Here is a 24,491-nt window from a genome sequence, read left to right as displayed (position 1 = left end):
CCGGGCGGCTTGCCGATTACCTCAGCGCAGGGACCGCGCCAGCAACTGCGCGAGCGCCCGCCCCCCCTGGCTGCCGTCCCGGATGCCTTGCAGCAGCCGCTCCCCGAGCGCGGTCCCCCCGCCCTCCAGGCCCAGGCCCTTGGCCAGGATCTGCTCCGTGGTGAGCGGCTTGCGCGGCGTGCCCATGCTGTCCGCCACCATGGCGTAGCGCTCGCTGCCATCGGCCAGGCGCAGGCGCACGCCCGTGGCGAAGCGGTGGGGGTAGTAGGTGCGTGTCAGCTCCTCGCTCGGCTCGAAGCGCAGCTTGTCCGCGATGGCGAGGATGGCGGCGTCGTCCATGTGCTCGTCGCCGTAGGCGTCGTAGCGCTGCGGGCCGTAGGCCAGCGTGGCGCCCACGATGAACGGCGCGCTGTACTGCGCGGCCATGCTGCCGCGCGGGCGCGGCAGCATGTGCTGGTCGGCGATGAGCCGGGGGCCGCTCAGGGTGATGCGCTCGATGGCCTCCGGCGGCGTCGTGAAACCGTCGGTCACCTCGCGCAGCGCGTCGATCGTGGAGTGGAACAGCCGGCAGCACGCATAGGGCTTGAAGCTGATGTTGTGGATCTGCAGCCGCTGCGCCGGCGCCACGTGGCGCAGCGGGCCGCCGAACAGCGCCGCCAGTCCGTAGGCGCCCTCGGCCACGCGGCGCGGCGCCGTGACGGCGGGCAGGTGCGCGAACTCGGCCGCCAGCACGCCGTTGCGCGCGCCATAGCCCGCGTGCACGCGCTTGACCTCGCCGCCGCCCGGCTCGGCGGAGAACTGCATGGCGCCGCAGGCCTGGGACAGCGCGTGGCCCCAGGCCGCGATCAGCAGGTCGCGCGTCACGGCCTCGCCGCGCTGGCGGGCGTGCAGGCAGATGCAGGCCGTTGCCGCGTCGAACGAGCCGAACACCGATGTGGGGTGAAAGCCCCGGTGCACCGTCTCCATGCCGCCCGCCGAGGCGCCCAGCAGCGCCATGGCCTCGTAGCCCGCGGCCAGGGCGCGCAGCAGGCCGGCCTGCGGTGCGTCGGTGGCGGCGGCCACGGCCAGCGCGGCGGGGATGATGGCGGCGCCGGGGTGGCTCAGGGTCTCGTCGTGCGTGTCGTCCAGCTCGTAGCTGTGCGCGGCCGTGCCGTGCACCAGCGCGGCGATGGACGGGTCCGCCAGCCAGTCCGTGCCCAGCACGGGGCTCGCGCCAGTGCCGGCGAAGCGGCGCGTCCACTGCGCGATCTCGCGCGTCCAGGGCCGCGTCGCGCCCCAGAGCGAGACGATGAAGTTGTCCAGCAGCAGCTTGCGCGCGGCCTCGGTGTCGGCCTCGGTGAGCGGCGCGTTGGCCACGCGGGCCACGTGGCCGGCAATGGACGCCGTCAGCTCCACGCTGGCGGGGTCGGCCACCAGCTCGCCTGCGAGCCTGGGCGGCGCGCCCGTCGTGTGCTCGGTCATGCGTTTCCTTGGTCGTCTTTCGTGTCCTGTGCCGCGGCCGGGCGATGGAACGCCGGCCACTGCAGCGCCACGAGCTCGCGCGACGCGCCGTAGGCGTAGCAGCTGTCGATCTTGCGCGGCCTGCCTTCGGCGTTCACCTCAATGACGTTGCTGGTGCGCACCGAATAGATGAGCTGAAAGGCCGCGCTGGCCAGCGGAATCATCATTTCCTTCAGGTGCGTGCAGGTGTTGCCCGCGGGCAGGCGCTTGCGCAGCTCGCCGTTCCAGCCGGGGCCGATGCGCACCCCGACCATCGCCTGCAGGGTGTCGCCCCCGCCCAGGCATTCGCGGTAGGGGGAGGCGCGCATGTCGGTGGAGATCTCGCGGATCACCATGTCTGCGCCGAACACCACTCGCAGGCCATGGTCGTGGATGGTGTCGCCGGCCGCCACGTGGCGCCCGCCGCTGAGGGGCGCGAAATCGTGCGTCTTGCGGTCGGTGAGCCGGGCCTCGACCTCGAACAAGCCGTCGCTGCGGCGAAAGCCGCGCAGGTCGATGCTGCGCCTGTGCAGTTCCTCGCGCGTCACCTCACCCGTGGGAGCCGGCTCCGGCGCTCCGGCAGCAGGTCCGTCCATCATCGCATCGCCTTCTTTCAATAAAAATGGATCTATCGCTTACCCATAAAGCGGATATAGCTATATTTTCAGTAGCTATTTCTGGAGCGCCTTCTTCCAGAACCGCTCCATCGCGGCGACCTCGGCGCGGGCCTCGGCCAGCGTGGTCGGGGCGGGCTGCAGGGACATGCTGCCGAGCTTGTCGAGCACCGCCGGTTCGGCCAGCACCTTGCGCAGCGCGGCGTTGAATTCCTGCGCCATCTCCTTCGGCAAATTCTTCGGGCCGAAGAAGCCCAGGAAGGTGTGGAACTCCAGCCCGTCGATGCCCAGCTCCTTGAAGGTGGGCACGTCGGGCAGCAGCGCCGAGCGCTGCGCGCCGGACACGGCCACCACGCGCGCCTTGCCCGAGCGGTGCACCGCCATGGCCTCGGGCATGCCCGTGATGCCGGCGGGCACCTGGCCCGCCATCACGTTCTGGATCACGGGGCCGGAACCGCTGAAGGGAATGGCCTCCATGGCCACGCTCCAGTGGCGGCCCAGGGCCTCGCCGATCAGCGTGGGCGCGCCGCCCGTGAAGGGCACGCCGAAGGAGCGCAGCGGCGCCTCGGCCTTGGCGGCGGCGGCAAAGCCGGCAAAGTCCTTGTAGGGCGCGGTGGCGGGAATGCTCAGCGTCCAGACGGAGCGCGCGGCCTGGCCCAGCGCGGTGAAGTCCGCCTCGGCGTCGTACTTGGCCGAGGGCGTGGTCAGCGGCACGGTGATCAGCGAATGGTCCACGGTGAACAGCAGCGTGGCGCCGTTGGGCGCGGCCGCCTGCACGAACTGGGTGCCGATCTGGCCGCTGGCGCCCGCCTTGTTCTCGATGATGACGGGCTGCCCCAGTTCCTTGGACAGGCCCTGCCCCAGCAGGCGCGCAAGCACGTCGGTACCGCCGCCGGCCGCGTAGGGCACGATGACCTTGATGGGCTGCCTGAACGACTGGGCCGTGGCGGCAAGGGGCAGCAGGCCCGCCAGGGCCAGGGCGGCGGCGAAGGCGCGCTTGTTCATGGGTGCTTGTCTCCTGGACTGGTTTGATGCAGGCCAATATTCGGCGAAGCGCGCAACGCATCCAAGTGCGGAATCCCGAATCGGCGATTTATAAAATCCGAAGCCGCCCCTAACGACCAATCGATAGACTATCTCACCCGGCATGCAGGCGCCGGAAAGCCATCGACAAGAACACGGAGACGCCATGGAATACGCCAATCCACCGGTCCAGCCACGCCTTCGCCAGCAGGAGGCATGTGATGGAGATCTATGACCACATCGTCGTCGGCGCGGGCTCGTCGGGCTGCGTAGTGGCGAGCCGCCTCTCGGAAGACCCGCAGGTGCGCGTGCTGCTGATCGAGGCCGGCGGCGCGATGGATGCCTTCTGGGTCAACACGCCCGCGGGCATGGCCAAGCTGTTCGGCAGCGAGCGCTTCAACTGGCGCTTCAAGACCCAGCCCGTGCCCACGCTGGGCGGGCGCCAGGTGCAGTGGGACCGGGGCAAGGGCCTGGGCGGCAGCAGCTCCATCAACGGCATGATCTACATGCGCGGCCAGCCCGAGGACTACGACCAGTGGGCGCGCCTGGGCAACGCGGGCTGGGGCTGGGACGAGGTGCTGCCCTACTTCAAGCGCTCGGAGAACAATGCGCGCGGCGCCAACGCCTTCCATGGCGGCGACGGGCCTCTGAGCGTGACCGACCCGGTGGAAATCCACCCCGCGGCCGAGGACTTCATCGCATCCTGCGTCAACGCGGGCATCCCGCGCTCGCGGGACCTGAACTCCCCGCCCCACCCCGCCGTGGGCGTGCGCCAGTACACCATCAAGGGCGGCCGGCGCCACACCACGTACAAGGCCTTCATCGAGCCCGTGCGCCATCGCTCCAACCTCACGATCCTGACCGGCGCGCACGTCCTGCGCGTGCTGTTCGATGGCGACGAGGCCACGGGCGTGGAGGTGCTGCAAGGCGGCCAGCGCCGCCAGATCGCGGCCGCGCGCGAGGTGATCCTGAGCGCGGGCGCGCTCGCCTCGCCGCAGCTCTTGATGCTCTCGGGCATCGGCGGCGCGGCGCGGCTGCAGCGCCACGGCATCGCCGTGCGGCGCGAGCTGCCAGGCGTGGGCAGCAACCTGCAGGACCCCTGGTATGCCAGCCTCGCGTGGCGCTGCACGCCGGGCAGCTCCGTCAACCACCGCCTGAGCGGCCTGCGCAAGTACCTCGAGGGCGCGCGCTACGTGTTCACGCACGGCGGCTACCTGGCCCTGGGCGCGGCACCGGTGACGGCCTATGCGCGCAGCGAGCCGGGCGCGCGGGTCGATCTGCAGCTCTCGTTCAACCCCATGAGCTTCTCGGCCACGCCCTCGGGCGAAGTGGCGGCCGACGGCTATCCGGGCATGTCCGCCTCCGTCGTGCTGCTCACGCCCGAATCGCGCGGCCACATGGAACTGGCCAGCGGCGACCCGCTGGCGGCTCCGCTCTTCCACCCCAACTACTTCAGCGACGAGAGCGACGTGCGCCGCCACGTCGCAGGCCTGCGGCAGCTGCGCCAGATCATCCACACGCCGCCGCTGGGCCAGCGCGTGGTCGAGGAGATCAAGCCCGGCCCGGCCTGCGCGAGCGACGAGCAGCTGTTCGAGTACCTGAAGCGCTTCGGCGGCACGGGCTGGCACCCCGTGGGCACCTGCAAGATGGGCAGCGACGGCGAGGCCGTGGTCGATGCGCGGCTGCGCGTGCGCGGCCTCCAGCGCCTGCGCGTGATCGACGCATCCATCATGCCCGTCATCCCCACCGGCAACACCAACGCGCCCTGCATCATGATCGGCGAGAAGGGCGTGGACATGATCCTCGAGGACGCGCTGGCGCCGCGCGCGATCGCCGCATAGATACACAAACCAGGAGACAAGCACCATGACCAGCCAAGCCTTGAACGTACCCCATGCCGACCGCTTCTACATCGGCGGCCAGTGGGTCGAGCCCTCCAGCGACGCGACCTTCACCGTGCTCAACAGCGCCACCGAAGAAATCGTGGCACGCGTGCCCCAGGCCACCGAGGCCGACACCGACGCCGCCGTGCAGGCCGCGCGCCAGGCCTTCGACCACGGCCCCTGGCCGCGCATGACCCCGGCCGAGCGCGCCGTCTACATGGACAGGATCGCCGAGCGCCTGGAAGCGCTGAACGACGATTTCGCGCGCATATGGACCACCGAATCCGGCGTGCTGTACAAGATCGCCCAGCCGCGCGTGGGCCAGTACCTGAGCGGCGCGTTCCGCCAGTACTCCGCCATGGCGCACACCTACCCGTTCATCAAGCCCGTCAAGTCCACCAGCGGCCACCAGGGCTACCAAATCCAGGAGCCCGTGGGCGTGTCCGTCGCCATCGTGCCGTGGAACGGCCCGGCGGGCCTGATCGCCTACAAGGTGGCACCCGCGCTGCTGGCGGGCTGCACGGTCATCATCAAGTCCTCGCCCGAGGCACCCTGCTCCGGCAACCTCTTCGCGCAGATCTGCGACGAGGTGGGCCTGCCGCCCGGCGTGGTCAACGCGATCACCGCCGACCGCGAGGTCTCCGAATCGCTGGTGCGCAATCCCGGCGTGGACAAGATCACCTTCACCGGCTCCACCGCCGCGGGCCGGCGCATCGGCGCCGTGGCCTCCGAGCGCGTGGCCCGCTGCACGCTGGAGCTGGGCGGCAAGTCGCCCGCCCTGCTGGTGCTGGACGACTACGACGTCGAGGCGGCCGCCAAGCTGCTGGGCACGGCCTACTTCAGCTACCTGACGGGACAGGTGTGCGCCAGCCTGACCCGCATCATCGTGCCCCGCGCCAAGCACGACGCGATGGTGGACGCGCTGGTGGACGCCGCGCGCGGCATGGTGATCGGCGACCCGTTCGACCCCGCCACCACCATGGGGCCCCTGGCATCCGAGCGCCAGCGCGGCACCGTGGAGCGCATGGTGGCCCAGGGCGTCGCCGAGGGCGCCAAGCTGGCGGTCGGCGGCGGCAGGCCCAAGCACCTGGAACGCGGCTTCTTCTTCGAGCCCACCGTGTTCGCCAACGTGGACAACAGCTCCTTCATCGCGCGCAACGAGTTCTTCGGCCCCGTGCTCTCGGTGATCGCCGCCGACAGCGAGCAGCACGCCATCGACATGGCCAACGACAGCACCTACGGCCTGAACGCCGCCGTGTTCACCCACGACGCCGAGCACGCCATGCGGGTGGCGCGGCAGCTGCGCTCCGGCAGCGTGGGGCACAACGCCTCGCGCTAAGACTTCGCGATCGGCTTCGGCGGCTTCAAGCAGTCGGGCATAGGCCGCGAGGGCGGCGAGGGCGGGCTCGAAGCCTTCCTCGAATCCAAGACCGTGGTGCTCGACCAGATGGCGCCCTGAGCCGCCTTCTGGCGGTATGCTCTGTACGCCATGACCTTCAACCGGCTGCATTTCATCCGCCAGACCGATCTGTTCACGCTGCGGCTTTTCCTCTCGGCCGTCGAGGAGCAGCAGATCGGCCGTGCCGCTCTGCGCGAGAACATCGCCGCATCCACAGCCACCAAGCGCATCCAGGACTTCGAGGAGATCGCGGGCGTGCCGCTGCTGGAACGCACGCCCAAGGGCGTGGTGGCCACGGCGGCGGGCGAGGTGATCGCGCGCTACATCCGCAAGCTGTTCGCCGACATGGACGACATGCGCGCGGAAATCACCGCCTTCAGCGAAGGGCTGCGCGGCGAGGTGTTCGTGGCCTCGGCGCGCTCGATCTTCGTGCCCTACCTCTCGCGCGAACTTGGCGCCTTCGCGCGCGACTTCCCGCAGGTGGACCTGGTGCTGCGCGAACTGGAGAACACCACCATCGTGCAGGCCGTGCTGCAAGGCGATGCCGACATCGGCGTGTTCGCCATCATGCCGGGTCTGGACCTGAGCGGCGTCCAGACCCACCCCTACCGCACCGACCGGCTGGTGGCCGTGGTGCCCGAGGCGCACGCGCTGGCCGGGCGCGCCAGCGTTTCGTTCGAGGAGTTGATGCCCGAGAACCTGATCGTGATCTCGGCCATGCACGCGGCCTTCGCCAAGGCGGCGCGCAAGCTGGGCGGCGAATACAAGCCCAAGTACAGCGTACGCAGCACGGGCGTGGCCATGAGCCTGGCGCAGGCCCGGCTAGGGGTGACGGTACAGCCCGAGTGCGATGTCCTGCAGGCGCGGATCGACGGCGTGGTAGCCGTTCCCATGTCCGACTCCTGGGCCAAGCGCATCGTGCAGATCGCCACGCCGCGCGACCGTCACCTGAGCCCCGCCGCCCGCGCGCTGCTGGAGCAGTTGCAGAGCCGCCCCGCCGACGCGCAGCCGCACGCCTGATCAGGCGGCTGTTTCGGCAGGCGCCGCGGCCCGCGCGCCATGCGACCACAGCAGCGTGCCGATCTCGTCCTGGCCGAATCCGTACTCGCCCAGCAATTCCTGCGTGTGCTCGCCCAGGCGCGGCGCCGGGTGGCGCAGCGTGGCCGGGCTCTCGCTCCACTGCTGCGGGATGCCGATGGTGCGCAGCAGGCCCTCGCTCGGGTGCTCCTGCTCGCCGAAGAAGCCCACGGCCCGCATGTGCGCGTCGTCCAGCAGGGTCTCGGGCGTGTTCATCGCGATGGCAGGGATGTCTGCCTCCGTGAGCAGCGCCACCCATTCGGCGGACGGCCGCGTGGCGAAGGTGCGGTGCAGGAAGTCGTACAGCTCGCCCATGTGCCGTGCGCGCGCATGCACGTCGGCGTAGCGCGGGTCGGCGGCCATGTCGGCGCGGCCCACGGCGGCGAACAGGCGCTGCCAGTGCCGGTCGGTGTAGACCTCCACGCTGACGTAGCCGTCGGCCGTGCGGTAGGGCTGGCGCTCAGGCGCGGTCATGCGCTCGTAGCCCCAGTCGCCGATGGGCGGCACGAAGGTGTGGCCGTACAGGTGGTCGCCCATGGCGAAGTGCGCGAAGGTCTCGAACATCGGCACCTCCACGGCCTGCCCGTAGCCGGTCTGGCTGCGGCAGTGCAGCGCCGCCAGGATGGCGTTGCTCGTGGCCATGCCCACCATGCGGTCCACGATGGCCGTGCCCACGTAGGTCGGCGGGCCGCCGGTCTTGCGCGCCTGCGTCATGGGCAGGCCCACGGCGGCCTGGATCAGGTTGTCGTAGGCCGGCCGGTCGGCATACGGGCCGTTCTGGCCGAAGCCGAACGCGCCGCAGTACACGATGCGCGGATTGATCTCGCGCACCGCTTCGTACGACAGCCCCAGCCGGGCCATGGCCTGCGGCCGCAGGCTGAACAGCAGCACGTCGGCGCGCGGCAGCATGCGCCGCAGCGCGGCCAGGCCATCGGGGTGCTTGAGGTCCAGCACGATGCTGCGCTTGTTGCGGTTCAGGTGCAGGAAGACCGCGCCCATTCCCTTGTGCCGGCAAGGGCCGACGTTGCGCGTGGTGTCGCCTTCGGGCGGCTCGATCTTGCACACGTCCGCGCCCATGTCGGCCAGCAGCAGCGAGGCGTACGGGCCCATGAAGTTCGACGTGAGGTCGAGGATGCGCAGGCCTTCTAGAGGTCCGTTCATGGTGTTTACTCCGGCTTGAAGTCCATTGCTTTGAAGATGTCGCGCCACACGGCGGTCTCGGCCTGGATCTCCTTGGCAAAGGCCGGAGGCGACGAACTGACGGTGGTGCCGGTGAACGTGGATTCGATCTGTTTTCTAAATTTGTCGTCGAGCACGGCACGCAGGTCCTGGTCGATCTTCTGGACGACGCTGGCAGGCGTGCCCTTGGGAGCGAAGAATCCTGCCCACAGCAGGGGAACGTAGCCGCTGTAGCCGGTGGCTTCCTTCAGCGTGGGCACCTGCGGCAGGTTGGTGTAGCGCTCCGTGCTGACCGCTGCCAGCGGCACCACCGTGCCGTTCTCGATTTGCCCCTTGACCGAGCTGGGCGTATTCACCATCACCTGCGCGTCGTCGCGCAGCAGCGCCAGGTTCATCGCGCTCACGCTGGGAAAGTCCACGGCAGCCATGCGCAGCCCGAGGCCCTGGTTCATGATCGCCATGGAGAGATTGAAGATGGACGTGGGCCCATTGCCCGCGAAGAACAGGCCGTTCTGCGTGGATTTGCTCAGGGCGACCAGTTCAGCCAGCGTGCCAGCCCGCTTGGCCGTGGGCGCGTTGGTCGCGATGACCATCTGGTAGTTGATCACCTTCGCGATCGGCAGCAGGTCGGTCAGCGGGTCGAAGCGCAGGTTCTTCTGCGTGTACTTGGACATCAGCGCCGTCTGGGTACCCAGCAGCAGCGTGTGGCCGTCCTGGGCATTGATCACATACTCGGTACCCACGATGCCGCTGGCGCCGGGCTTGGCTTCGACGATGACCGGCTGCTTCCAGATGCTCTCCAACCGCGGCGCCAACATGCGCGCCAGCAGGTCGCCCGTGGAACCAGCGGAGGATGCGATCACGATCCGCACGGGCCTGGTGGGCCAGGCCTGTGCGCTGGCCCCGGGGGCAAGGGTCAGGCCGCCCCATGCCATGGCGGCCATGATGCCTGCAGTGCGCATCCACGAGCGCCGCGCCGGCGCGAATGCATGGTTCTTCATCCCGATGTCTCCTCTTTGTTGATGAATCGATGCCAACCCGTGCGAAGCGGGTTGTGCCACCTCAGCGGTCCTGGAACAGGGGCGTGCGCCTGGCCTCGAACGCGGCGATGCCCTCGGCCGGGTCGGGGCCGCGCATGGCCTGCACCACCGCCAGCCGCTCGGCGCGCAGGCCCGTGTCCAGCGGAATGTCCACGGCGAATCGGCTCAACCGCTTCATTGCTGCCAACCCGGGGCCGCTGCGCGAGGCCAGCAGCTGGCAATACTTCATGGCCTCCTGCGCCACGGTGCCGGGTTCGACCACGTAGCCGACGATGCCCCATTGCTGGGCGGTGGACGCGTCGATCCAGCGGCCCGAATACATCAGGTCCAGGGCGCGGTGGATGCCGAGCAGCCTGGGCAGGCGCTGCGTGCCGCCCCAGGCTGGCACGAGGCCATACTGCACATGCTGGTCGCCGAAACGTGCGTCGCTGGCGGCAAAGACCACGTCGCAGCTCAGCGCAAGCTCCAATCCTCCCGCAAGGGACAAGCCCTGGCATGCAGCCACCACCGGCAGCAGGCTGCCTTCGAGCCGCTGCAGCGTGCCGTTGACGAACTGCAGGAAGGCATCCAGCACGGCCGGCTCCCGCATCATGGCCTTGGCCTCCTCCAGGTCTCCACCCGTGCTGAAGTGCTTTCCCTGGGCGCACACGAGCACCGCGCGCACCTCGGAATCCGGCTGTTCGAAAGCGTCCATCGCCGCCTGGATCGCCTGGAAGGCGGACCGGCTCAGCGCATTGGATTTGTCGGGCCGCGAGAGCTCGATCACGCCTACGCGGCCCTCGCGCCGAACGGTGACATGGGGGGCAGGAACCTGCTCGTCAACGGGACGATTGGACATGGATGGGGACTCCGTTCAGGAAAGACGCCAAGGCGCCGGCATCAGTGAATCGTCAGCCCGCCGGTGGGGCTGAGGGCCGCGCCGGTGAGGTAGGCCGCGTCGTCGGACGCCAGAAAGGCCACGACCCTGCCGATGTCCGCAGGGCTGGCCACGCCCAGGGGGCAGCGGGCCACGATCTTTTCGTACTGCTTGCGGTGCATGTCGGAGACGGTGCTGCCCTCGCCGAACACGGCCGTCCACGAGGGCGTGTCGCGCACCACGGTCACGCAGACGCAGTTGACGCGGATGCGCTCGCGCGCCAGGTCCTTGGACAACACCTTGCTGGCCGCGATCAGTCCGCCCGAGAAGCCGGCGATCGCCGTCTGCCCCGGCGTGGGGCTGCGCCCTCCCTCCGAGGTGACGAAGACCACGCTGCCGCCGCCGCGCGCGCGCATGCTGGGCACGGCGGCCTGCACCACCATGAGCTTGGCCGCGAGCGCCTCGCCGACGAAGCGCGTGACGCGTTCGAGGTCAATGCCGGGGAACGGCCCGCGCACCTCGGGCGAGCGCGCCTCGTCGTCGTTGCCGCCCGCGTTGGGCACCACGATGTCCACGCCGCCAAAGCGCCGCACGGCCTCGTCTACCACGGCCTGCATGTCGGCGCGGCTGCGCACGTCGCCTGTGGCAAAGCACGCCTCGCCGCCCAGGGCGCGGATCTCGTCGAGAACGGCCTGGGCCTTGGCCGCGCTGCGGCCGTTGACGACGATGCGTGCGCCGCGCGCAGCCAGCTGCAGCGCCACGCCCCGGCCGATGCCGCCCGTGGCGCCGGTGACGAGAGCCACCTTTTCATGCAGTGTGTGGGTTGCCATGCTGCGTTGCTCCTTCGGATTACGAACGCCGCCTTGCTCCGGCGGCCCATGAAGGTTGCATCAACACGGATGCCCATCCAAGTGCGAATTTCCGAAGCAAGGTTTCGACCGGCGGAAAGTGACGCAACGGCCTTTCCATGGCGGAGCCGCAGGCGGTTCTGGACCGGCCCGCGCCTGGGCGAGCACAACGAGGAAGTGCTGGCCCGCATGCTCGGCATGGGCCGCAGCGAGATGCTCGCCGCCCAGGGCCGCCAGGAAAGGGAGCAACCATGAGCGCCGATTTCGTGGAGGCGATCTATCGATTGATAGGCACGCCCTCGATCTTCAAAGAGTTTTCGCCCCGTAACGATCGTGCCTACTGTGGCAGCCGCTCTCATTTTTGAAAAATCCTCCAGGGCGAAGAACCCCGCGGCCGCGCAATGCGTTTCGATGCCATCGAAGCGCCATTTCGAAATTTGCAACTTGGATTGCGGGACCGGCTTCCCTAACCTTCGGGCCGTCAACCCAACACCTTCAGGAGCAACCGAGATGGCCAATTTCCTCGACGAATCACAGCAGATGTGGCTCGACAGCGTGAACCGTTTCATGGACAACGAGATCACCTGCGAATACATCCGCAAGTGCGACCAGAACCGCGACTATCCCTACGAAGCCTATGACAAGATCGCCCAGCAAGGCTGGCTGGGCCTGCTGTTTTCCGAGGAAGAAGGCGGCGCGGGCGGCAACATCTTCGACTACGTGCTGATGGCCGAGGGCCTGGGCAAGTACGGCTTCGACTTCGCGGCCGCCATCCTGGTGCCCACGTTCACCGCGATGAACATCGCCAAGTACGGCACGCAGGCGCAGAAGGACAAGTACATCAAGCCCTTTATCGAGGGCAAGATCCGCTTCTCGGTCTCGATCTCCGAGCCCGACGCGGGCTCCGACGCCTCCAACACCAAGACCCGCGCGCGCCGCGACGCCAACGGCGACTGGATCGTGAGCGGCCAGAAGCTGTGGTGCAGCGGCGCGGCGGCCCAGGACGTGGTGATCGCCATGCTGGTGCGCACCGACCCCGACAACAAGCACGGTGGCCTGTCGGTGCTCTTGATCCCCAACGACACGCCGGGCTTGGTCATCAACAAGCTGCCCACGCTGTCGCGCCACGCCACGGGCACGACCGAGATATTCCTGGACAACGTGCGCGTGCCCGGCGACGCCATCCTGGGCGAGGAAGGCCAGGGCTGGAAAATCATCACCGAACACCTGGAGCTGGAGCGTTGCTCGGTGGCCGCGGCCTATACGGGCAACGCCCAGGAAGCCGTCAGCAACGCCGTGCGCTACGCGCACGACCGTGTGCAGTTCGGCAAGCAGCTGTGGGACTTCCAGGTCTTGAAGCACATGCTGGCCGACCGCCAGACCGAGGTCGATGCCGCGCGCCTGCTGTGCTACCGCGCCGCGCAGATGGCATCCGAGCACAAGCCCTGCAGCCGCGAGGTGTCCATGGCCAAGCTCTATGCATCCGAGACGCTCAAGCAGTGCGCGCTGACCGGCATGCAGGTACTGGGCGGCTACGCCAACCTGCCCGAGGCCGACATGGAGCGCTACCTGCGCGAAAGCATCCAGTGCACGATCGGCGGGGGCACCTCGCAGATCCAGAAGACCATCATCGCCAAGTCCATGCGCATGTAAACAGGGAGAACGACATGAGCCTCATCAACAACCAGATCAACCAGACCTTCGACGAACTGGAAGAAGGCCAGGTCTTCAACTCCGGCGGCCGCACCATCACCGAGACCGACGTGGTGAACTACTGCGCGCTGACCGGCAACTGGATCGCCATCCACTCCAACACCCTGTACGCCTCCAAGACGCGCTTCGGCAAGCGCCTTGTGCAGGGCGCGCTCACCTACTCCATCGCCACCGGCCTGATCCAGTTCGGCCTGGGCATCCAGGCCAACTACGGCATCGACAACATGCGCTTCCTCAAGCCCGTGCTGATCGACGACACCGTGTTCGCCAAGGCCACCGTGATCGGCAAGAAGGTCAAGGACGAGAAGTACGGCGTGATCCAGTTCCTGATGCAGGTGCTGAACCAGGACGGCGACGTGGTGCAGCAGGGCGAATGGAGCCTCTTGATGCTGCGCAAGCGCGAGGACCTGGACGCGCTGGTGGCCTCCACCCTGCCTGCGCCGAAGAAGGCTTGACGGCCATGAAGACCATCCGCATCGGCTCCGGCAGCGGGTTCTGGGGTGACAACCTCGACCCTGCCATCGAGATCGCCAGGCACGGCAACGTGCAGTACCTGGCCTACGACTTCCTGGGCGAACCCACGATTCCGCTGCTGCAGAAGATGCAGAAGAAGAATCCCGCCCAGGGCTTCGTGCCCTCCATCCGCGCCGTGGTGCGCGGCGTGCTGCCGATCTGCCTGGAAAAAGGCATCAAGATCCTGACCAACGCGGGCGCGGCCAATCCCCAGGCCTGCGCCGACACCATCCTGGCCACGGCCAGGGAGCTGGGCATCACCCAACTCAAGGTCGGCATCGTCACGACGAACGACATCCAGCAGAAAGTGGAGGAACTGCTCGACAAGGGCGTGAAGTTCACCAACCTGGACACGGGCGACGACGACCTGGGCAAGGTGCGCGACCGCATCGTGGGCTCCTACGTGTACTCGGGCGCCTACGGCTACGTCGAGGCGCTGCAGCAGGGCTGCGACATCATCATCTCCGACCGCGCGACCGACGACGCCGCCATCCTGGCGCCGCTCGTGCACGAGTTCGGCTGGAAGTGGGACGAGTGGGACAAGCTCGCCACCGGCATCACCGCCGGCCACCTGATCGAGTGCGGCGCGGCCTGCACGGGCGGCATCTCCAGCCTGTGGAAGGAAGTGCCCGACCCGTGGAACATCGGCTACCCCATCGCCGAGGTCAACGAGAAGGGCGAGCTGTTCATCACCAAGGTGGACGGCACGGGCGGCCTGGTCAACCAGGTCACGCTGACCGAGCACCTGCTCTACGAAGTGCACGACCCCGGCAACTACCTGATGCCCGAGGTGGTCACCGACTTCACCAACGTGCAGATGGAGCAGGTGGGCAAGGACCGCGTGAAGGTGTGGGGCGCCAGGGGCAAGCCCGCGCCGGCCACGCTGAAGGCGGGCATCGCCTACACCGACGGCTACATCGGCGAGGTCGAGTCCTCCGTGACCTGGCCCGACGCAGTGGCCAAGGCGCGCCGCTCGTTCGAGATCATCAAGAAGCGCTTCGAGATGGTGAACCTGAAGGCCGACGAGGTGCGCTTCGACATGATCGGCGTCGATTCGTGCCACTGGTCCGCATCGCCCGAGCCCGACCCCGAGATCAACGAGGTGCGCATCCGCGTGGCCGCCAAGTGCGCCGACCGCGGCGAGGCCGGCAAGGTGGCGCGCGAGTGCGTGATGCTGATGGGCACGGGGCCGATCGGCTCCACTGGCCAGTTGAACACGCCCGTGCCGCGCGAGGTGTTCGCGCTGTGGCCCACGCTGCTGGCCCGCGAGGAAGTCAAGCAGAACGTCGAAATCCGGGAGCTGTGAAATGGCCAAGCTGCAACTGAAAGATCTGGTGTACGCCCGCTCGGGCGACAAGGGCGACATCAGCAACATCGCCGTCATCGCCAAGGAGCCGCGCTACTACCCGCTGCTGCAAAAGCACCTGACGGCCGAGCGCGTGAAGGCGTTCTTCGGCGAGATGTCCAAGGGCACCGTGGATCGCTACGAAGTGAAGACGCTGCACGCGATGAACTTCGTGCTGCGCAACTCGCTGGGCGGCGGCGCCACGCGCAGCCTGCGCATCGACTTCACCGGCAAGACCATGTGCCAGGCCATCCTGCGCATCGTGCTGGAGGTCGACGAGAGCGACCTGCACCTCATCCACTAAGGAGAACGCCACATGAGCAACAAGGCCAGAATCATCGGCGTGAACATGGTGAAGTTCGCCAAGCCGGGCTCGCACGAACCCTACGAGGTCATGGGCGCCAAGGCCATCCGGGGCGCGCTGGAGGACGCGGGCATCGGCTACGACGAGGTGCAGCAGGCCTTCGCGGGCTACGTCTACGGCGACAGCGCCTGCGGCCAGCGCACGGTCTACGACGTGGGCATGAGCGGCATTCCCGTCTTCAACCTGACCAACTACTGCGCCTCGGGTTCGTCCGCGCTGTTCCTGGCGCGCCAGGCGGTGGAAGCGGGCGTCGTCGAATGCGCCCTGGCCTTCGGGTTCGAGGAAATGAAGCCCGGCGCGCTCGCCAGCGCCTGGAGCGACCGCACCCTGCCCGTGGGCTGGATCTACGAATGCCAGCAGAAGCTGGCCCCCGAGCTGCCCCAGGATGCGCCGCGCGCCATCAAGGCGTTCGGCTCGGCGGGCTGGGAATACATCAACCGCTACGGCGCCAACCCCGACATCTTCGCCAAGGTGGCCGTGAAGTCGCGCAACCACGCGATGAACAACCCCTATGCGCTGTTCACCAAGCCGCTCACGGTGGAAGAAGTCATGGGCGCCACGCAGATGTACCCCTACCTGACGCGCCTGATGGCCTGCCCGCCCACCTGCGGCGCGGCGGCGGCCATCGTGTGCAGCGAGGCATTCGCCAGGCGCCACGGCATCACCAACGCCATCGAGATCGCCGGGCAGGCCATGACCACCGACACCGAGGCCAGCAAGACCGACCTCATCAACCTCGTGGGCGCCGACATGACGCGCCGCGCGGCCCGCCAGGTCTATGAACAGGCGGGCGTCGGCCCCGAGGACGTGGACGTGGTGGAACTGCACGACTGCTTCACGCCCAACGAGGTCATCAGCTACGAGGGCCTGGGCCTGTGCCCCGAGGGCGGCGCCGAGAAGTTCATCAACGACGGCGACAACACCTATGGCGGCAAGTACGTCGTCAACCCGTCGGGCGGGCTGATGTCCAAGGGCCACCCGCTGGGCGCGACGGGCCTGGCGCAGTGCACCGAGCTGGTGTGGCACCTGCGCGGCACGGCCGGCAAGCGCCAGGTGGAGGGCGCGCGCGTGGCGCTGCAGCACAACATCGGGCTGGGCGGCGCCTGCGTGGTGACCATGTACCAGCGCGCCTGACGGCGACCCACGCGGCCCGCCTGCCGGCGCCGCGCGGCCTTCCAACCAAATATGCCTCCAGCGCCCGTCCCACAAGCGCTGGTAGCTATATTTTTCATAAAAGTCTGGAGACAAACCATGACCGCAATCAAGAACCTATCCTCCCGCCGCGACTGGCTGAAGGCGGGCTGCGCCACGCTGGCGCTGGGGCTCGCGGCTGGCGCCGCCCAAGCCCAGCAGGACTGGCCCACCCGGCCCGTGCGCATCGTGCTGGCGATTGCCGCCGGTTCCTCGGGCGACACGCTGGCGCGCATGGTTGCGCCCAAGCTGGAGGCGCGCTGGAAGCAGCCCGTGATCGTGGAGAACAAGCCCGGCGCCAGCGGCGTGGTGGGCACCGAGCACGTGGTGCGCGCCACCGACGGCCACACGCTGCTGCTGGGCACGCAAAGCTCCATCCTGCCCAAGTACACGCAGAAGGGCCTGCGCTTCGACCCGCTGACCGACCTGGTGCCCGTGCGCAAGGTGCTCAACTACGAGCTCGTGATCGCCACCAACGGCGAGACCGCCAAGCAGGCCAGGACGCTCAAGGACCTGATCGCCCTGAGCAAGAAGGACGGCAAGGGCCTCTTCCTCGCAGGCCTGGGCCCGGTGTCGGTGTTCAACCTGAGCTACGCCATCCTGAACCAGCAGCTGGGCATGCAGTATTCGGCGGTGAACTACAGCAACGTGAACGACGCCAACCTGTCCCTGACGCGCAACGACACGCAGTTCATCGTGAACAATCCGGCCTCCATCCGGCCCCACTTCGCCACCGGCGCCATCGTGCCGCTGGCGGCCATCAGCACGCAGCGCTACGCCGGCCTGCCCGACGTGCCCACGCTGGCCGAGGCCGTGGGCTACACGGGCTACCTGCCCCTGCTGTGGACCGGCTTCTTCGTGCCCAAGGGCACGCCGGCGGCGGTGGTCGACCGCATCAACCGCGACGTGCAGGCCGTCTTCGCCGAGGAGGAATTCCGCAAGCAGGTGGAGGCCAAGCTCACCGCCACGGTGGCCGCATCGTCGCCCGAGACCTTCGCCAAGGAGATCCGCGAGGAGACGGCGATCTGGCAGGATCTGTTCAAGACCCTGAACATCCAACCGGAGTAAGCACCATGGCTGGTCCTCTCACCGGGGTGCGCATCCTCGACCTCACCTCCAACTTCATGGGCCCGTACGCCTCGCTGCTGCTGGCCGACATGGGCGCCGACGTGTGCAAGATCGAGGCGCCCGGCGGGGACCCCACGCGCGGCGTCGGCCCCTGCCGCAACAAGGGCATGAGCGTGATCTTCCTGCACCTGAACCGCAACAAGCGCAGCGCGGTGCTGGACCTGAAGAACGCCCAGGCCGCCGCCGCGCTGCAGCGCATGCTGCAGTCCGCCGACGTGGTGCTACACAGCCTGCGCCCCAAGGCCATGGCCAAGCTCGGGCTGGCCTATGAGGACGTCAGGAAGGTCAACCCGCGCATCATCTACTGCGGCGCGTTCGGCTTCGGCCAGAACGGCCCGTATGCCGAACGGCCCGCGTACGACGACCTGATCCAAGCGGCCGTGGGCATGCCGGTGCTACAAGCGCGCAAGTCCGGCCCGCCCCAGTACGTGGCGACGGCCATCGCCGACCGGCTGGTCGGCATGGCCGCCTGCAACGCCGTGGCCATGGCCCTGTACTACCGCGAGAAGACCGGGCACGGCCAGTCGGTGGAGGTGCCCATGTTCGAGACCTTCGCGCACTTCGTGCTGGGCGACCACCTGTACGGCCACACCTTCGAGCCGCCCATCGGCGACTGGGGCTACGCGCGCATGATGAGCGCCGAGCGCCGCCCCTACCAGACGAAGGACGGCTACCTGGGCGTGAACATCTACACCGACCGCCACTGGCAGCGCTTCTTCCTCGCCGTGGGCCGCCCCGACATGGCCGAGGACCCGCGCTACGGCACGATCTTCGGCCGCACCGAGAACATCGCCTACCTCTACAAGTTCCTGGCCGACACCTTCGAGACCAGGACATCCGCCGAGTGGCTGCGCATCCTGACCGAGGCCGACATCCCGGTCATCCAGATGAACACGCCCGAGACCCTGCTGCGCGACCCGCACATGCAGGCCGTGAACTTCTTCCAGATGCAGCAGCACCCCAGCGAGGGCCTGCTGCGCATGATGGGCATCCCCCAGACCTGGAGCGAAAGCCAGCCCGAGCAGCGCTACCCCGCGCCGCGCCTGGGCGAGCACACGGTGCAGCTGCTGACCGAGTACGGATTGAGCGCGGACGAGGCGCGGCAGATCGTCGCGGCCGGCGGCGCGCTGCAGGCACCCGTGCTCGATGCTCACGAAACGATAGCTTCCAGCGCTTGACAGACAAGCGCTGGTGGCCAATTTGATCTGAAAAACGGGAGACGAACATGCAGCACGACAGCCCATCCGACCTGCCCCTGGCGGGCTTCACCGTGGTGGAGCTCAGCGACAGCGCCTCCGCCCCGTTCGCCGGCCACGTGCTCGCCGGCCTGGGCGCCGAGGTCTGGAAGGTGGAGCGCCCCGGCGGCGATTCCGCGCGCGGCTGGGGCCCCAGCCAGTGGAAGGGCTGCGGCGCGGCCTTCCATGCGATCAACCGCGGCAAGCGCTCGATCTGCCTGGACATCAAGGATCCGGTGCAGCTGGCCACGCTGCACGACCTCATCGAGCGCCATGCCGACGTGTTCCTGCACAACCTGCGCCCGGGCAGCAGCGGGCAGTACCGGCTCGATCCCGAGAGCCTGCGCGCGCGCAAGCCTTCCCTGGTGGTGTGCGAGGTGGGCGCCTATGGCCACGTGGGCCCCTTGAACACGCTGCCGGGCTACGACCCGCTGATGCAGGCGTTCAGCGGCATCATGATGCTGACCGGAGAAGACGGCCAGGCGCCCGTGCGCGCGGGCGTGTCCATCGTGGATTTCGGCACCGGCATGTGGGCCGTGATCGGCATCGTCTCGGCGCTGCTGCGCCGCGAGCGCCGGAAGATCGGCGCCACGGTGAACAGTTCGCTGCTGGAGACGGCGATCGCCTGGATGTCCATCGGCATCGCCAACTATGCGGCCGACGGCGATCCGGGCGGGCGCCATGGCTCGGGCGTGGCCTTCATCGTGCCGCACCGCGCGTATGAGGCGGCCGATGGCTACGCCATCATCAGTGCCGCCAACGACCGCCTGTTCGCGCGCCTGGCCGAGGCCCTGGGCCATCCCGAGTGGGGCACCGATCCGAAGTTCGCCACGAACGCGGGGCGGCTTGCGAACCGCCAGGAGATCGACGGCCTGATCGGCCAGGTCATGAAGCGGCACACGCGCGAATACTGGCAGAAGCATTTCGACGGCTTCGGCCTGCCCTGCGCTTCGGTGCAGACCACGGCGGAGCTGTACGCGCACGAGCAGACCAGGGCGCTGGGCATCCTGGGCAAGACGAGCGAGGACGAGATCGATCTGGTGGGCGTGCCGCTGTCCTTCGACCGCCAGCGCCCGCCGCCGCTGGATTCGGCGCCCGAGGTCGGGCAGGACAACGAGCGCCTGCGGCAGTTGCTGCAGGCCGGGTAAATCCCCAATGAGACGGAGATGATCATGCACGGAAGAATGGCACTCGCCCTGGCCGCACTTGGACTGGCAGAAGACGGCATGCACCTCATCGGCAGCAGCGCGGCGGAGTTTGAGCGGCAGGTGGCCCATGAGATCGCCGTCAACCGCAAGCTGGTGCAGGAACTGCAGATCACGGCGGACTAGGGCCTGTTAACACTATGGAATGGGTCGCGAAGCTCATGACAGCCTGGCCATCAAGGCGCGCGACGCAGTGCGTGCGTGCGCACGCACAAGGAGCGCAACGCCGAGGGGCGGGCTGTCATGAGCTTCCCTTCGGGTTGCCTCGCAAAGGGGCCGTCTGCGGCGTTGCCCACGCTTGCAAGGCATCAGCCTTGGCCAGCGCGCGAGCGCCTTGCATCCAGCCCCTTTGCGAGGCAACGCGATCCCCTTCCATAGTGTTAACAGGCCCTAGCCATGGGCCCCATCAACGCGGGCTGCGTGAGCAACATCACGCGCGTGGAAACCTGGGAGTGCGACCCAACGGGCACTGGAACACGCGCTTTTACACGCGCGCGTTCCCGTACGCATCGGAGACCGTCGCCCTGCTCGGCGGCAACGGCAACCCCGGCGCCGCCACCATCGGCTCGCGGCACATCCGCTTCCAGCACGCGAGCTACGACCACCACGTGAGCCTGGGCTATTCGCCCCAGTTCATCGCCCAGACCGGCGTGGGGCGGATGGTGGTGGAGATGCGCACCACGTGGCTCGGGCAGGCGTCCGCGGGCATGGGGATCCGGTCGAACTCATGGCTGGTGCATGCCCAGGGCAAGTCTTTCTCGACCGCGCACCGCCTGGAAACGCTGAGCGGCACCCCCATCGCCCTGGTCGAGCTGTGCCTGGTGGCCGTGGACATGCAGAGCCGCCGCGCCACGCCTGTGCCGGACTTTCTGCCGGCCCAGGCGCGCGCCGGCGCCAATACTCCTGAAAACATAGCTGGCAGCGCTTGACTGGCAAGCGTTGCTGGCCAATTCCACTTAAAAACCGGAACACCCATGACAAAGCAAGCACAAGGCCCGCTCAAGGGCGTCAGGATCGTCGAAATCGGCGGCATCGGCCCCGCGCCGTTCTGCTGCATGCTGCTGGCCGACCTGGGCGCCGAGGTCGTGCGCATCGACCGCCCGGCCGGGCACGACGGCGGCGCGCCCATCGATGCGCGCTTCGACCTGCTCAACCGCAGCCGCCGCAGCGTGCAGATGGACCTCAAGAAGCCCGAGGCCGTGGCCGCCGTGCTGCGCATGGTGGCGCAGGCCGACGTGCTGATCGAGGGCTTTCGTCCCGGCGTGATGGAGCGCCTGGGCCTGGGCCCCGACGCCTGCCTGAAGGCCAACCCGCGCCTGGTCTACGGCCGCATGACGGGCTGGGGCCAGGACGGCCCGCTGGCCCAGGCGCCGGGGCACGACGTGAACTACATCTCGCTGACCGGTGCGCTGCACGCCATGGGCCGCGCGGGCGAGGCGCCCGCGATCCCGCTGAACCTGGTGGGCGACTTCGGCGGCGGCTCGCTCTACCTCGCGCTGGGCGTGCTCAGCGCGCTGCTGGAGGCCCGCACCTCCGGCCAGGGCCAGGTGGTGGACGCGGCCATGGTGGACGGCGCCACGTCGCTGATGACGCTGATCTACGGCCTGCTCGCCGCCGGCTACTGGAAGGACGAGCGCGGCGCCAACCGCCTGGACTCCGGCGCGCCCTGGTACAACGTCTACGAGACCCGGGACGGCAGGCACGTGAGTATCGCCGCCAACGAAACGCGCTTCTACCGCGAGGCCCTGGGCGTGCTGGGCCTGGCCGAGCGGGAGCTGCCCGGCCAGCACGACCAGGCCGGCTGGCCGCTCATGAAGCAGCGCTTCGCCGAGGTCTTCAAGACCCGCACGCAGGGCGAATGGGTGGCGCTGGCCGCGGGCACGCAGTCGTGCATCGTGCCCGTGCTGTCGCTGGCCGAGGCGCCGGGCCACGACCACATCCGCCAGCGCGGCAGCTTCGTGGAGGTGGACGGCGTGCTCCAGCCCGCGCCCGCGCCGCGCTTCAGCCGCACGCCCGGCGCCATCCAGAACCCGCCGCCCCACCCCGGCCAGGACGGCGACGCCGTGCTGGGCGACTGGGGCTTCTCCGCGCAGGAGCAGCAGGCCATGCGCGCGGCGGGCGCCGTGCTGTAAGCAACGCCCTGGCACAGATCACGGCGAAGTGAATTCGGCCGTCTCCCGCAGCGGGAGCAGCAGCGCGTGAGCATGATCGGCTCGGCCGTGGCCTGGCCCCACCAGAGCGTGTCGCCGGGGCGCAGCAAGCTCTTCAAGGAGGCGGTGAGGTCCTGCATGCTCAGTTCTGCGCTTTCGCGCCGGCCAGGGCCACTAGGTGCTTCCACTTGGCGAACTCCTGGGGCGCCGATACCTTCATCTCGGCCGGGCCCTGGATGGCCACGTCCAGGCCCTGGGCCTTGCACAGCTCCTGGAACTCGGGCTGCGCGGCGGCGGCCGTCGCGGCCGCGCCGATGGCGTCGACGATGGGCGCCGGCGTACCCGCGCGCACCAGCGCGAGGATGGGCACGACGAAGTCGTAGCCCTTGAGGCCCGCTTCATCGAGCGTGGGCACCTGCGGCAGGGTGGCCGAGCGCTTGCGGCTGCTGATGGCCAGGATGCGGATCTTGCCCGCGTGCAGCAACGGCAGCGCCGCGCCCGTGCCGTTGAAGCCCACCGGCACCTGGCCCGAGGCCACGTCCAGCGCCGACTGCGAGGCCGATTTGTAGGGCACGTGCAGCATGCGGATGCCGGCCTGGTTGTTCATCATCACCGCCGCCAGGTGCGACGAGGTGCCGCCGCCGGGAGAGGAGTAGCTCAGGCTGTTGGGCGACTTCTTCGCGGCGTCGATCAGGTCCTGCACCGTCTTGAAAGGCGAATCGGCCGGCACGAACACCACGATGGGCGACTGCGCCAGCGCGGCCACGGGAATGAAGTCGGCCTGGGCGTCGAAGGCCAGCTTTTCATACAGCGCGGGCAGGCCGTAGTGCGCGCCCGTGGTGAACAGGATGTTGTAGCCGTCGGGCGCGGCCTTGGCCACGTAGTCGGTGGCGAGCGCGCCGCCCGCGCCCGCCTTGTTCTCGACGAAGACCGGCACGCCCCACTTCTGGCTCATCTGCTTGGTGATGAAGCGGGCCGTGATGTCGGTTCCGGTGCCCGGCGCGTTGCTGACGATGCCGCGCACGGGCTGCTTGGGATAGTCCTGGGCCCGTGCCGCCAAGGGCAGCGCGGCGGCCGCGAGGGCAATGCTGAAGGATCGGCGATGGATCATGGGGGGTGTCTCCGCTGGTGAAGGTATGCACCGGCGATGATCCTCAAGCTCCCGGCCAGCGGCAATGCGCCGCGTGGAACCGTTCCGTACTTCAAAAACCCCTGCGCGCAAGCTCGGCCCACGGCAGGCAGGGCGTCCGCACCCGAAGTACGGAACGCAGGAGCCGCTACGGCAATGCCTGCGGTTCCTGCACCCAGCGGCGGTATTCGGCCTCGACCAGCTTGCGCAGCCAGACATGGCCCGCATCGCGCTGGAAGCGCTCGTGCCAGATCATGCGCGACGTGAAGGTACCGGCATCGAAGGGCAGCGGCTGCAGCCTCACCGGAAACAGGTCAGCCAGCTGCCGGCCCACGGCGCGGGTGACGGTGCCCAGCGCATCGGTGGCCACCACGGTGCGCGCCGCGACGAAGTCGCTGGAGACGGTGATCACCGCGTTGCGCCGGATGCCGCTCAGGCGCAGGCGCTCGGACACCGGGTCCATCTGGTCCGAAGCGCGCTGCACGGCCACGTGCCGGCCCTCGGCGTAGTCCTGGAAACCGGGCGGCTCGCCGGCCCAGCGGCCATGGGCCGAGACCATGCACACCAGCCGGTGGTCGGCCAGCCGCTGCTGGCGCAGCGAGGGCGCGGCGCCCACCAGGCTGCCCACGGCCAGGTCCGCCTCGCCCCGCTCCAGCATCGAGAGCAGCTGCACATGGTGCGCGCGCACGCCGCGCAGGCGGCAGCGGGGCGCGTGCAGCGCGAATTCGGCGGCAACGCGGGGCAGCACCGTGAACTCGACGAACTCGGACATGCAGACGATGAACTCCAGCTCGGCGCCCTGGGGGTCGAACCCCTCGGACGGGCGGGAGAGCATCTCCATGTCGTGCAGCAGCCGCTCCACCACGGGCCGCAGGGCCAGCATGCGCGGGGTGGGCTGCAGCCCCCGGCCGCTGCGCACGAACAGCTCGTCACCGAAGTGCTCGCGCAGCTTGCGCAGGTTCTGGCTGATGGCCGGCTGGCTCACGCCCAGCGCCACGGCGGCCCTGGAGACGCTGCCGGTCTGCATCACTGCCTGCAGCGTCGCCACCAGGTGCAGGTCGAGGCGGCCCGCGCGGCCGCTGCGCTCATGCGTGGGCGGGGGCATAAGTCACAGTTATTT

Annotated in this window: 22 protein-coding genes and 1 pseudogene; 14 read left to right on the top strand and 9 right to left on the bottom strand. The window is 68.7% G+C overall.

What is annotated here, in order from left to right; translation table 11 throughout:
- Positions 1–21: 21 nt before the first annotated feature.
- The 3 genes from ALIDE2_RS07540 to ALIDE2_RS07530 form a co-directional block, all read right to left on the bottom strand.
- Positions 22–1,461 (bottom strand): MmgE/PrpD family protein, encoded by a 1,440-nt coding sequence (locus ALIDE2_RS07540; protein ID WP_013721718.1) that lies wholly within the window; start codon positions 1,459–1,461, stop codon positions 22–24.
- A complete protein-coding gene (locus tag ALIDE2_RS07535) occupies positions 1,458–2,078 on the bottom strand; it encodes a DUF2889 domain-containing protein (protein ID WP_013721717.1) in 621 nt (206 codons plus the stop codon). Before ALIDE2_RS07535 ends, ALIDE2_RS07540 begins: the two co-directional genes overlap by 4 nt.
- A 72-nt stretch (positions 2,079–2,150) precedes the next feature.
- On the bottom strand, positions 2,151–3,098 hold the full coding sequence (locus tag ALIDE2_RS07530) for a tripartite tricarboxylate transporter substrate-binding protein (RefSeq protein WP_013721716.1): 948 nt from the start codon (positions 3,096–3,098) through the stop codon (positions 2,151–2,153).
- Positions 3,099–3,337: 239 nt separating this feature from the next.
- On the opposite strand from ALIDE2_RS07530, the gene ALIDE2_RS07525 reads away from it, so the two are divergent.
- From ALIDE2_RS07525 to ALIDE2_RS07515, 3 genes and pseudogenes are all read left to right on the top strand, one after another.
- The gene (locus tag ALIDE2_RS07525; RefSeq protein WP_013721715.1) at positions 3,338–4,957 is read left to right on the top strand and encodes a GMC family oxidoreductase; all 1,620 of its coding nucleotides are present in this window, start codon (positions 3,338–3,340) and stop codon (positions 4,955–4,957) included.
- Positions 4,958–4,982: 25 nt separating this feature from the next.
- A pseudogene (locus ALIDE2_RS07520) lies at positions 4,983–6,458 on the top strand (aldehyde dehydrogenase).
- A gap of 30 nt (positions 6,459–6,488) precedes the next feature.
- The gene (locus ALIDE2_RS07515; RefSeq protein WP_013519758.1) at positions 6,489–7,418 is read left to right on the top strand and encodes a LysR family transcriptional regulator; all 930 of its coding nucleotides are present in this window, start codon (positions 6,489–6,491) and stop codon (positions 7,416–7,418) included.
- On the opposite strand, the gene ALIDE2_RS07510 is transcribed toward ALIDE2_RS07515, so the two are convergent.
- The 4 genes from ALIDE2_RS07510 to ALIDE2_RS07495 all read right to left on the bottom strand — a co-directional run bounded on the left by ALIDE2_RS07510 (position 7,419) and on the right by ALIDE2_RS07495 (position 11,380).
- The gene (locus ALIDE2_RS07510) at positions 7,419–8,636 is read right to left on the bottom strand and encodes a CaiB/BaiF CoA transferase family protein (RefSeq protein WP_013721714.1); all 1,218 of its coding nucleotides are present in this window, start codon (positions 8,634–8,636) and stop codon (positions 7,419–7,421) included.
- Between the two features lie 5 nt (positions 8,637–8,641).
- Positions 8,642–9,655 (bottom strand): Bug family tripartite tricarboxylate transporter substrate binding protein, encoded by a 1,014-nt coding sequence (locus ALIDE2_RS07505; RefSeq protein ID WP_013721713.1) that lies wholly within the window; start codon positions 9,653–9,655, stop codon positions 8,642–8,644.
- A 61-nt stretch (positions 9,656–9,716) separates the two neighbouring features.
- Positions 9,717–10,532 (bottom strand): enoyl-CoA hydratase/isomerase family protein, encoded by an 816-nt coding sequence (locus ALIDE2_RS07500; protein WP_013721712.1) that lies wholly within the window; start codon positions 10,530–10,532, stop codon positions 9,717–9,719.
- Positions 10,533–10,573: 41 nt separating this feature from the next.
- A complete protein-coding gene (locus ALIDE2_RS07495) occupies positions 10,574–11,380 on the bottom strand; it encodes an SDR family NAD(P)-dependent oxidoreductase (RefSeq protein WP_013519762.1) in 807 nt (268 codons plus the stop codon).
- A gap of 528 nt (positions 11,381–11,908) precedes the next feature.
- Between ALIDE2_RS07495 and ALIDE2_RS07485 the strand changes: the two genes are divergently transcribed.
- The 11 genes from ALIDE2_RS07485 to ALIDE2_RS07440 all read left to right on the top strand — a co-directional run bounded on the left by ALIDE2_RS07485 (position 11,909) and on the right by ALIDE2_RS07440 (position 22,224).
- Positions 11,909–13,051, top strand: coding sequence for an acyl-CoA dehydrogenase family protein (locus tag ALIDE2_RS07485; protein ID WP_013519764.1), 1,143 nt, complete (start codon positions 11,909–11,911; stop codon positions 13,049–13,051).
- 14 nt (positions 13,052–13,065) lie between these two features.
- Positions 13,066–13,566, top strand: coding sequence for a MaoC family dehydratase (locus ALIDE2_RS07480; RefSeq protein WP_013519765.1), 501 nt, complete (start codon positions 13,066–13,068; stop codon positions 13,564–13,566).
- 5 nt (positions 13,567–13,571) lie between these two features.
- Positions 13,572–14,930: an acyclic terpene utilization AtuA family protein gene (locus tag ALIDE2_RS07475; RefSeq protein ID WP_013721711.1), complete on the top strand. Its 1,359-nt coding sequence runs from the start codon at positions 13,572–13,574 to the stop codon at positions 14,928–14,930.
- Between the two features lies 1 nt (position 14,931).
- The gene (locus ALIDE2_RS07470; protein ID WP_013721710.1) at positions 14,932–15,273 is read left to right on the top strand and encodes an AtuA-related protein; all 342 of its coding nucleotides are present in this window, start codon (positions 14,932–14,934) and stop codon (positions 15,271–15,273) included.
- A gap of 12 nt (positions 15,274–15,285) precedes the next feature.
- Positions 15,286–16,467: a lipid-transfer protein gene (locus tag ALIDE2_RS07465; protein ID WP_013721709.1), complete on the top strand. Its 1,182-nt coding sequence runs from the start codon at positions 15,286–15,288 to the stop codon at positions 16,465–16,467.
- Positions 16,468–16,584: 117 nt separating this feature from the next.
- Positions 16,585–17,592 carry a Bug family tripartite tricarboxylate transporter substrate binding protein gene (locus ALIDE2_RS07460; protein WP_013721708.1) on the top strand — a complete coding sequence of 336 codons (1,008 nt, stop codon included), beginning with the start codon at positions 16,585–16,587 and terminating at the stop codon, positions 17,590–17,592.
- Between the two features lie 5 nt (positions 17,593–17,597).
- Complete coding sequence (locus tag ALIDE2_RS07455) at positions 17,598–18,830, top strand: CaiB/BaiF CoA transferase family protein (protein WP_013721707.1); 1,233 nt, start codon at positions 17,598–17,600, stop codon at positions 18,828–18,830.
- 47 nt (positions 18,831–18,877) lie between these two features.
- Complete coding sequence (locus tag ALIDE2_RS07450; RefSeq protein WP_013721706.1) at positions 18,878–20,035, top strand: CaiB/BaiF CoA transferase family protein; 1,158 nt, start codon at positions 18,878–18,880, stop codon at positions 20,033–20,035.
- A gap of 24 nt (positions 20,036–20,059) precedes the next feature.
- The gene (locus ALIDE2_RS25260) at positions 20,060–20,218 is read left to right on the top strand and encodes a hypothetical protein (protein WP_013519772.1); all 159 of its coding nucleotides are present in this window, start codon (positions 20,060–20,062) and stop codon (positions 20,216–20,218) included.
- A gap of 326 nt (positions 20,219–20,544) precedes the next feature.
- The gene (locus tag ALIDE2_RS07445; protein WP_013721705.1) at positions 20,545–21,021 is read left to right on the top strand and encodes an acyl-CoA thioesterase; all 477 of its coding nucleotides are present in this window, start codon (positions 20,545–20,547) and stop codon (positions 21,019–21,021) included.
- A 45-nt stretch (positions 21,022–21,066) separates the two neighbouring features.
- Complete coding sequence (locus ALIDE2_RS07440; RefSeq protein WP_013519774.1) at positions 21,067–22,224, top strand: CaiB/BaiF CoA transferase family protein; 1,158 nt, start codon at positions 21,067–21,069, stop codon at positions 22,222–22,224.
- A gap of 160 nt (positions 22,225–22,384) precedes the next feature.
- Here ALIDE2_RS07440 and ALIDE2_RS07435 read toward each other — a convergent pair whose 3' ends face one another.
- A complete protein-coding gene (locus ALIDE2_RS07435; RefSeq protein ID WP_013721704.1) occupies positions 22,385–23,353 on the bottom strand; it encodes a Bug family tripartite tricarboxylate transporter substrate binding protein in 969 nt (322 codons plus the stop codon).
- A 166-nt stretch (positions 23,354–23,519) separates the two neighbouring features.
- Positions 23,520–24,476 (bottom strand): LysR family transcriptional regulator, encoded by a 957-nt coding sequence (locus ALIDE2_RS07430; RefSeq protein ID WP_013519776.1) that lies wholly within the window; start codon positions 24,474–24,476, stop codon positions 23,520–23,522.
- Between the last annotated feature and the right edge of the window lie 15 nt (positions 24,477–24,491).

This window comes from Alicycliphilus denitrificans K601, from assembly GCF_000204645.1.
Taxonomy (GTDB): domain Bacteria; phylum Pseudomonadota; class Gammaproteobacteria; order Burkholderiales; family Burkholderiaceae_C; genus Alicycliphilus; species Alicycliphilus denitrificans.
This window is presented reverse-complemented; position numbering and strand designations above follow the sequence as displayed.

Bases quoted from the DNA above. Each gene is read 5' to 3' on its own strand.
- ALIDE2_RS07540 (WP_013721718.1), bottom strand. From the start codon at position 1,461: ATGACCGAGCACACGACGGGCGCGCCGCCCAGGCTCGCAGGCGAGCTG.
- ALIDE2_RS07535 (WP_013721717.1), bottom strand. From the start codon at position 2,078: ATGATGGACGGACCTGCTGCCGGAGCGCCGGAGCCGGCTCCCACGGGT.
- ALIDE2_RS07530 (WP_013721716.1), bottom strand. From the start codon at position 3,098: ATGAACAAGCGCGCCTTCGCCGCCGCCCTGGCCCTGGCGGGCCTGCTG.
- ALIDE2_RS07525 (WP_013721715.1), top strand. From the start codon at position 3,338: ATGGAGATCTATGACCACATCGTCGTCGGCGCGGGCTCGTCGGGCTGC.
- ALIDE2_RS07515 (WP_013519758.1), top strand. From the start codon at position 6,489: ATGACCTTCAACCGGCTGCATTTCATCCGCCAGACCGATCTGTTCACG.
- ALIDE2_RS07510 (WP_013721714.1), bottom strand. From the start codon at position 8,636: ATGAACGGACCTCTAGAAGGCCTGCGCATCCTCGACCTCACGTCGAAC.
- ALIDE2_RS07505 (WP_013721713.1), bottom strand. From the start codon at position 9,655: ATGAAGAACCATGCATTCGCGCCGGCGCGGCGCTCGTGGATGCGCACT.
- ALIDE2_RS07500 (WP_013721712.1), bottom strand. From the start codon at position 10,532: ATGTCCAATCGTCCCGTTGACGAGCAGGTTCCTGCCCCCCATGTCACC.
- ALIDE2_RS07495 (WP_013519762.1), bottom strand. From the start codon at position 11,380: ATGGCAACCCACACACTGCATGAAAAGGTGGCTCTCGTCACCGGCGCC.
- ALIDE2_RS07485 (WP_013519764.1), top strand. From the start codon at position 11,909: ATGGCCAATTTCCTCGACGAATCACAGCAGATGTGGCTCGACAGCGTG.
- ALIDE2_RS07480 (WP_013519765.1), top strand. From the start codon at position 13,066: ATGAGCCTCATCAACAACCAGATCAACCAGACCTTCGACGAACTGGAA.
- ALIDE2_RS07475 (WP_013721711.1), top strand. From the start codon at position 13,572: ATGAAGACCATCCGCATCGGCTCCGGCAGCGGGTTCTGGGGTGACAAC.
- ALIDE2_RS07470 (WP_013721710.1), top strand. From the start codon at position 14,932: ATGGCCAAGCTGCAACTGAAAGATCTGGTGTACGCCCGCTCGGGCGAC.
- ALIDE2_RS07465 (WP_013721709.1), top strand. From the start codon at position 15,286: ATGAGCAACAAGGCCAGAATCATCGGCGTGAACATGGTGAAGTTCGCC.
- ALIDE2_RS07460 (WP_013721708.1), top strand. From the start codon at position 16,585: ATGACCGCAATCAAGAACCTATCCTCCCGCCGCGACTGGCTGAAGGCG.
- ALIDE2_RS07455 (WP_013721707.1), top strand. From the start codon at position 17,598: ATGGCTGGTCCTCTCACCGGGGTGCGCATCCTCGACCTCACCTCCAAC.
- ALIDE2_RS07450 (WP_013721706.1), top strand. From the start codon at position 18,878: ATGCAGCACGACAGCCCATCCGACCTGCCCCTGGCGGGCTTCACCGTG.
- ALIDE2_RS25260 (WP_013519772.1), top strand. From the start codon at position 20,060: ATGCACGGAAGAATGGCACTCGCCCTGGCCGCACTTGGACTGGCAGAA.
- ALIDE2_RS07440 (WP_013519774.1), top strand. From the start codon at position 21,067: ATGACAAAGCAAGCACAAGGCCCGCTCAAGGGCGTCAGGATCGTCGAA.
- ALIDE2_RS07435 (WP_013721704.1), bottom strand. From the start codon at position 23,353: ATGATCCATCGCCGATCCTTCAGCATTGCCCTCGCGGCCGCCGCGCTG.
- ALIDE2_RS07430 (WP_013519776.1), bottom strand. From the start codon at position 24,476: ATGCCCCCGCCCACGCATGAGCGCAGCGGCCGCGCGGGCCGCCTCGAC.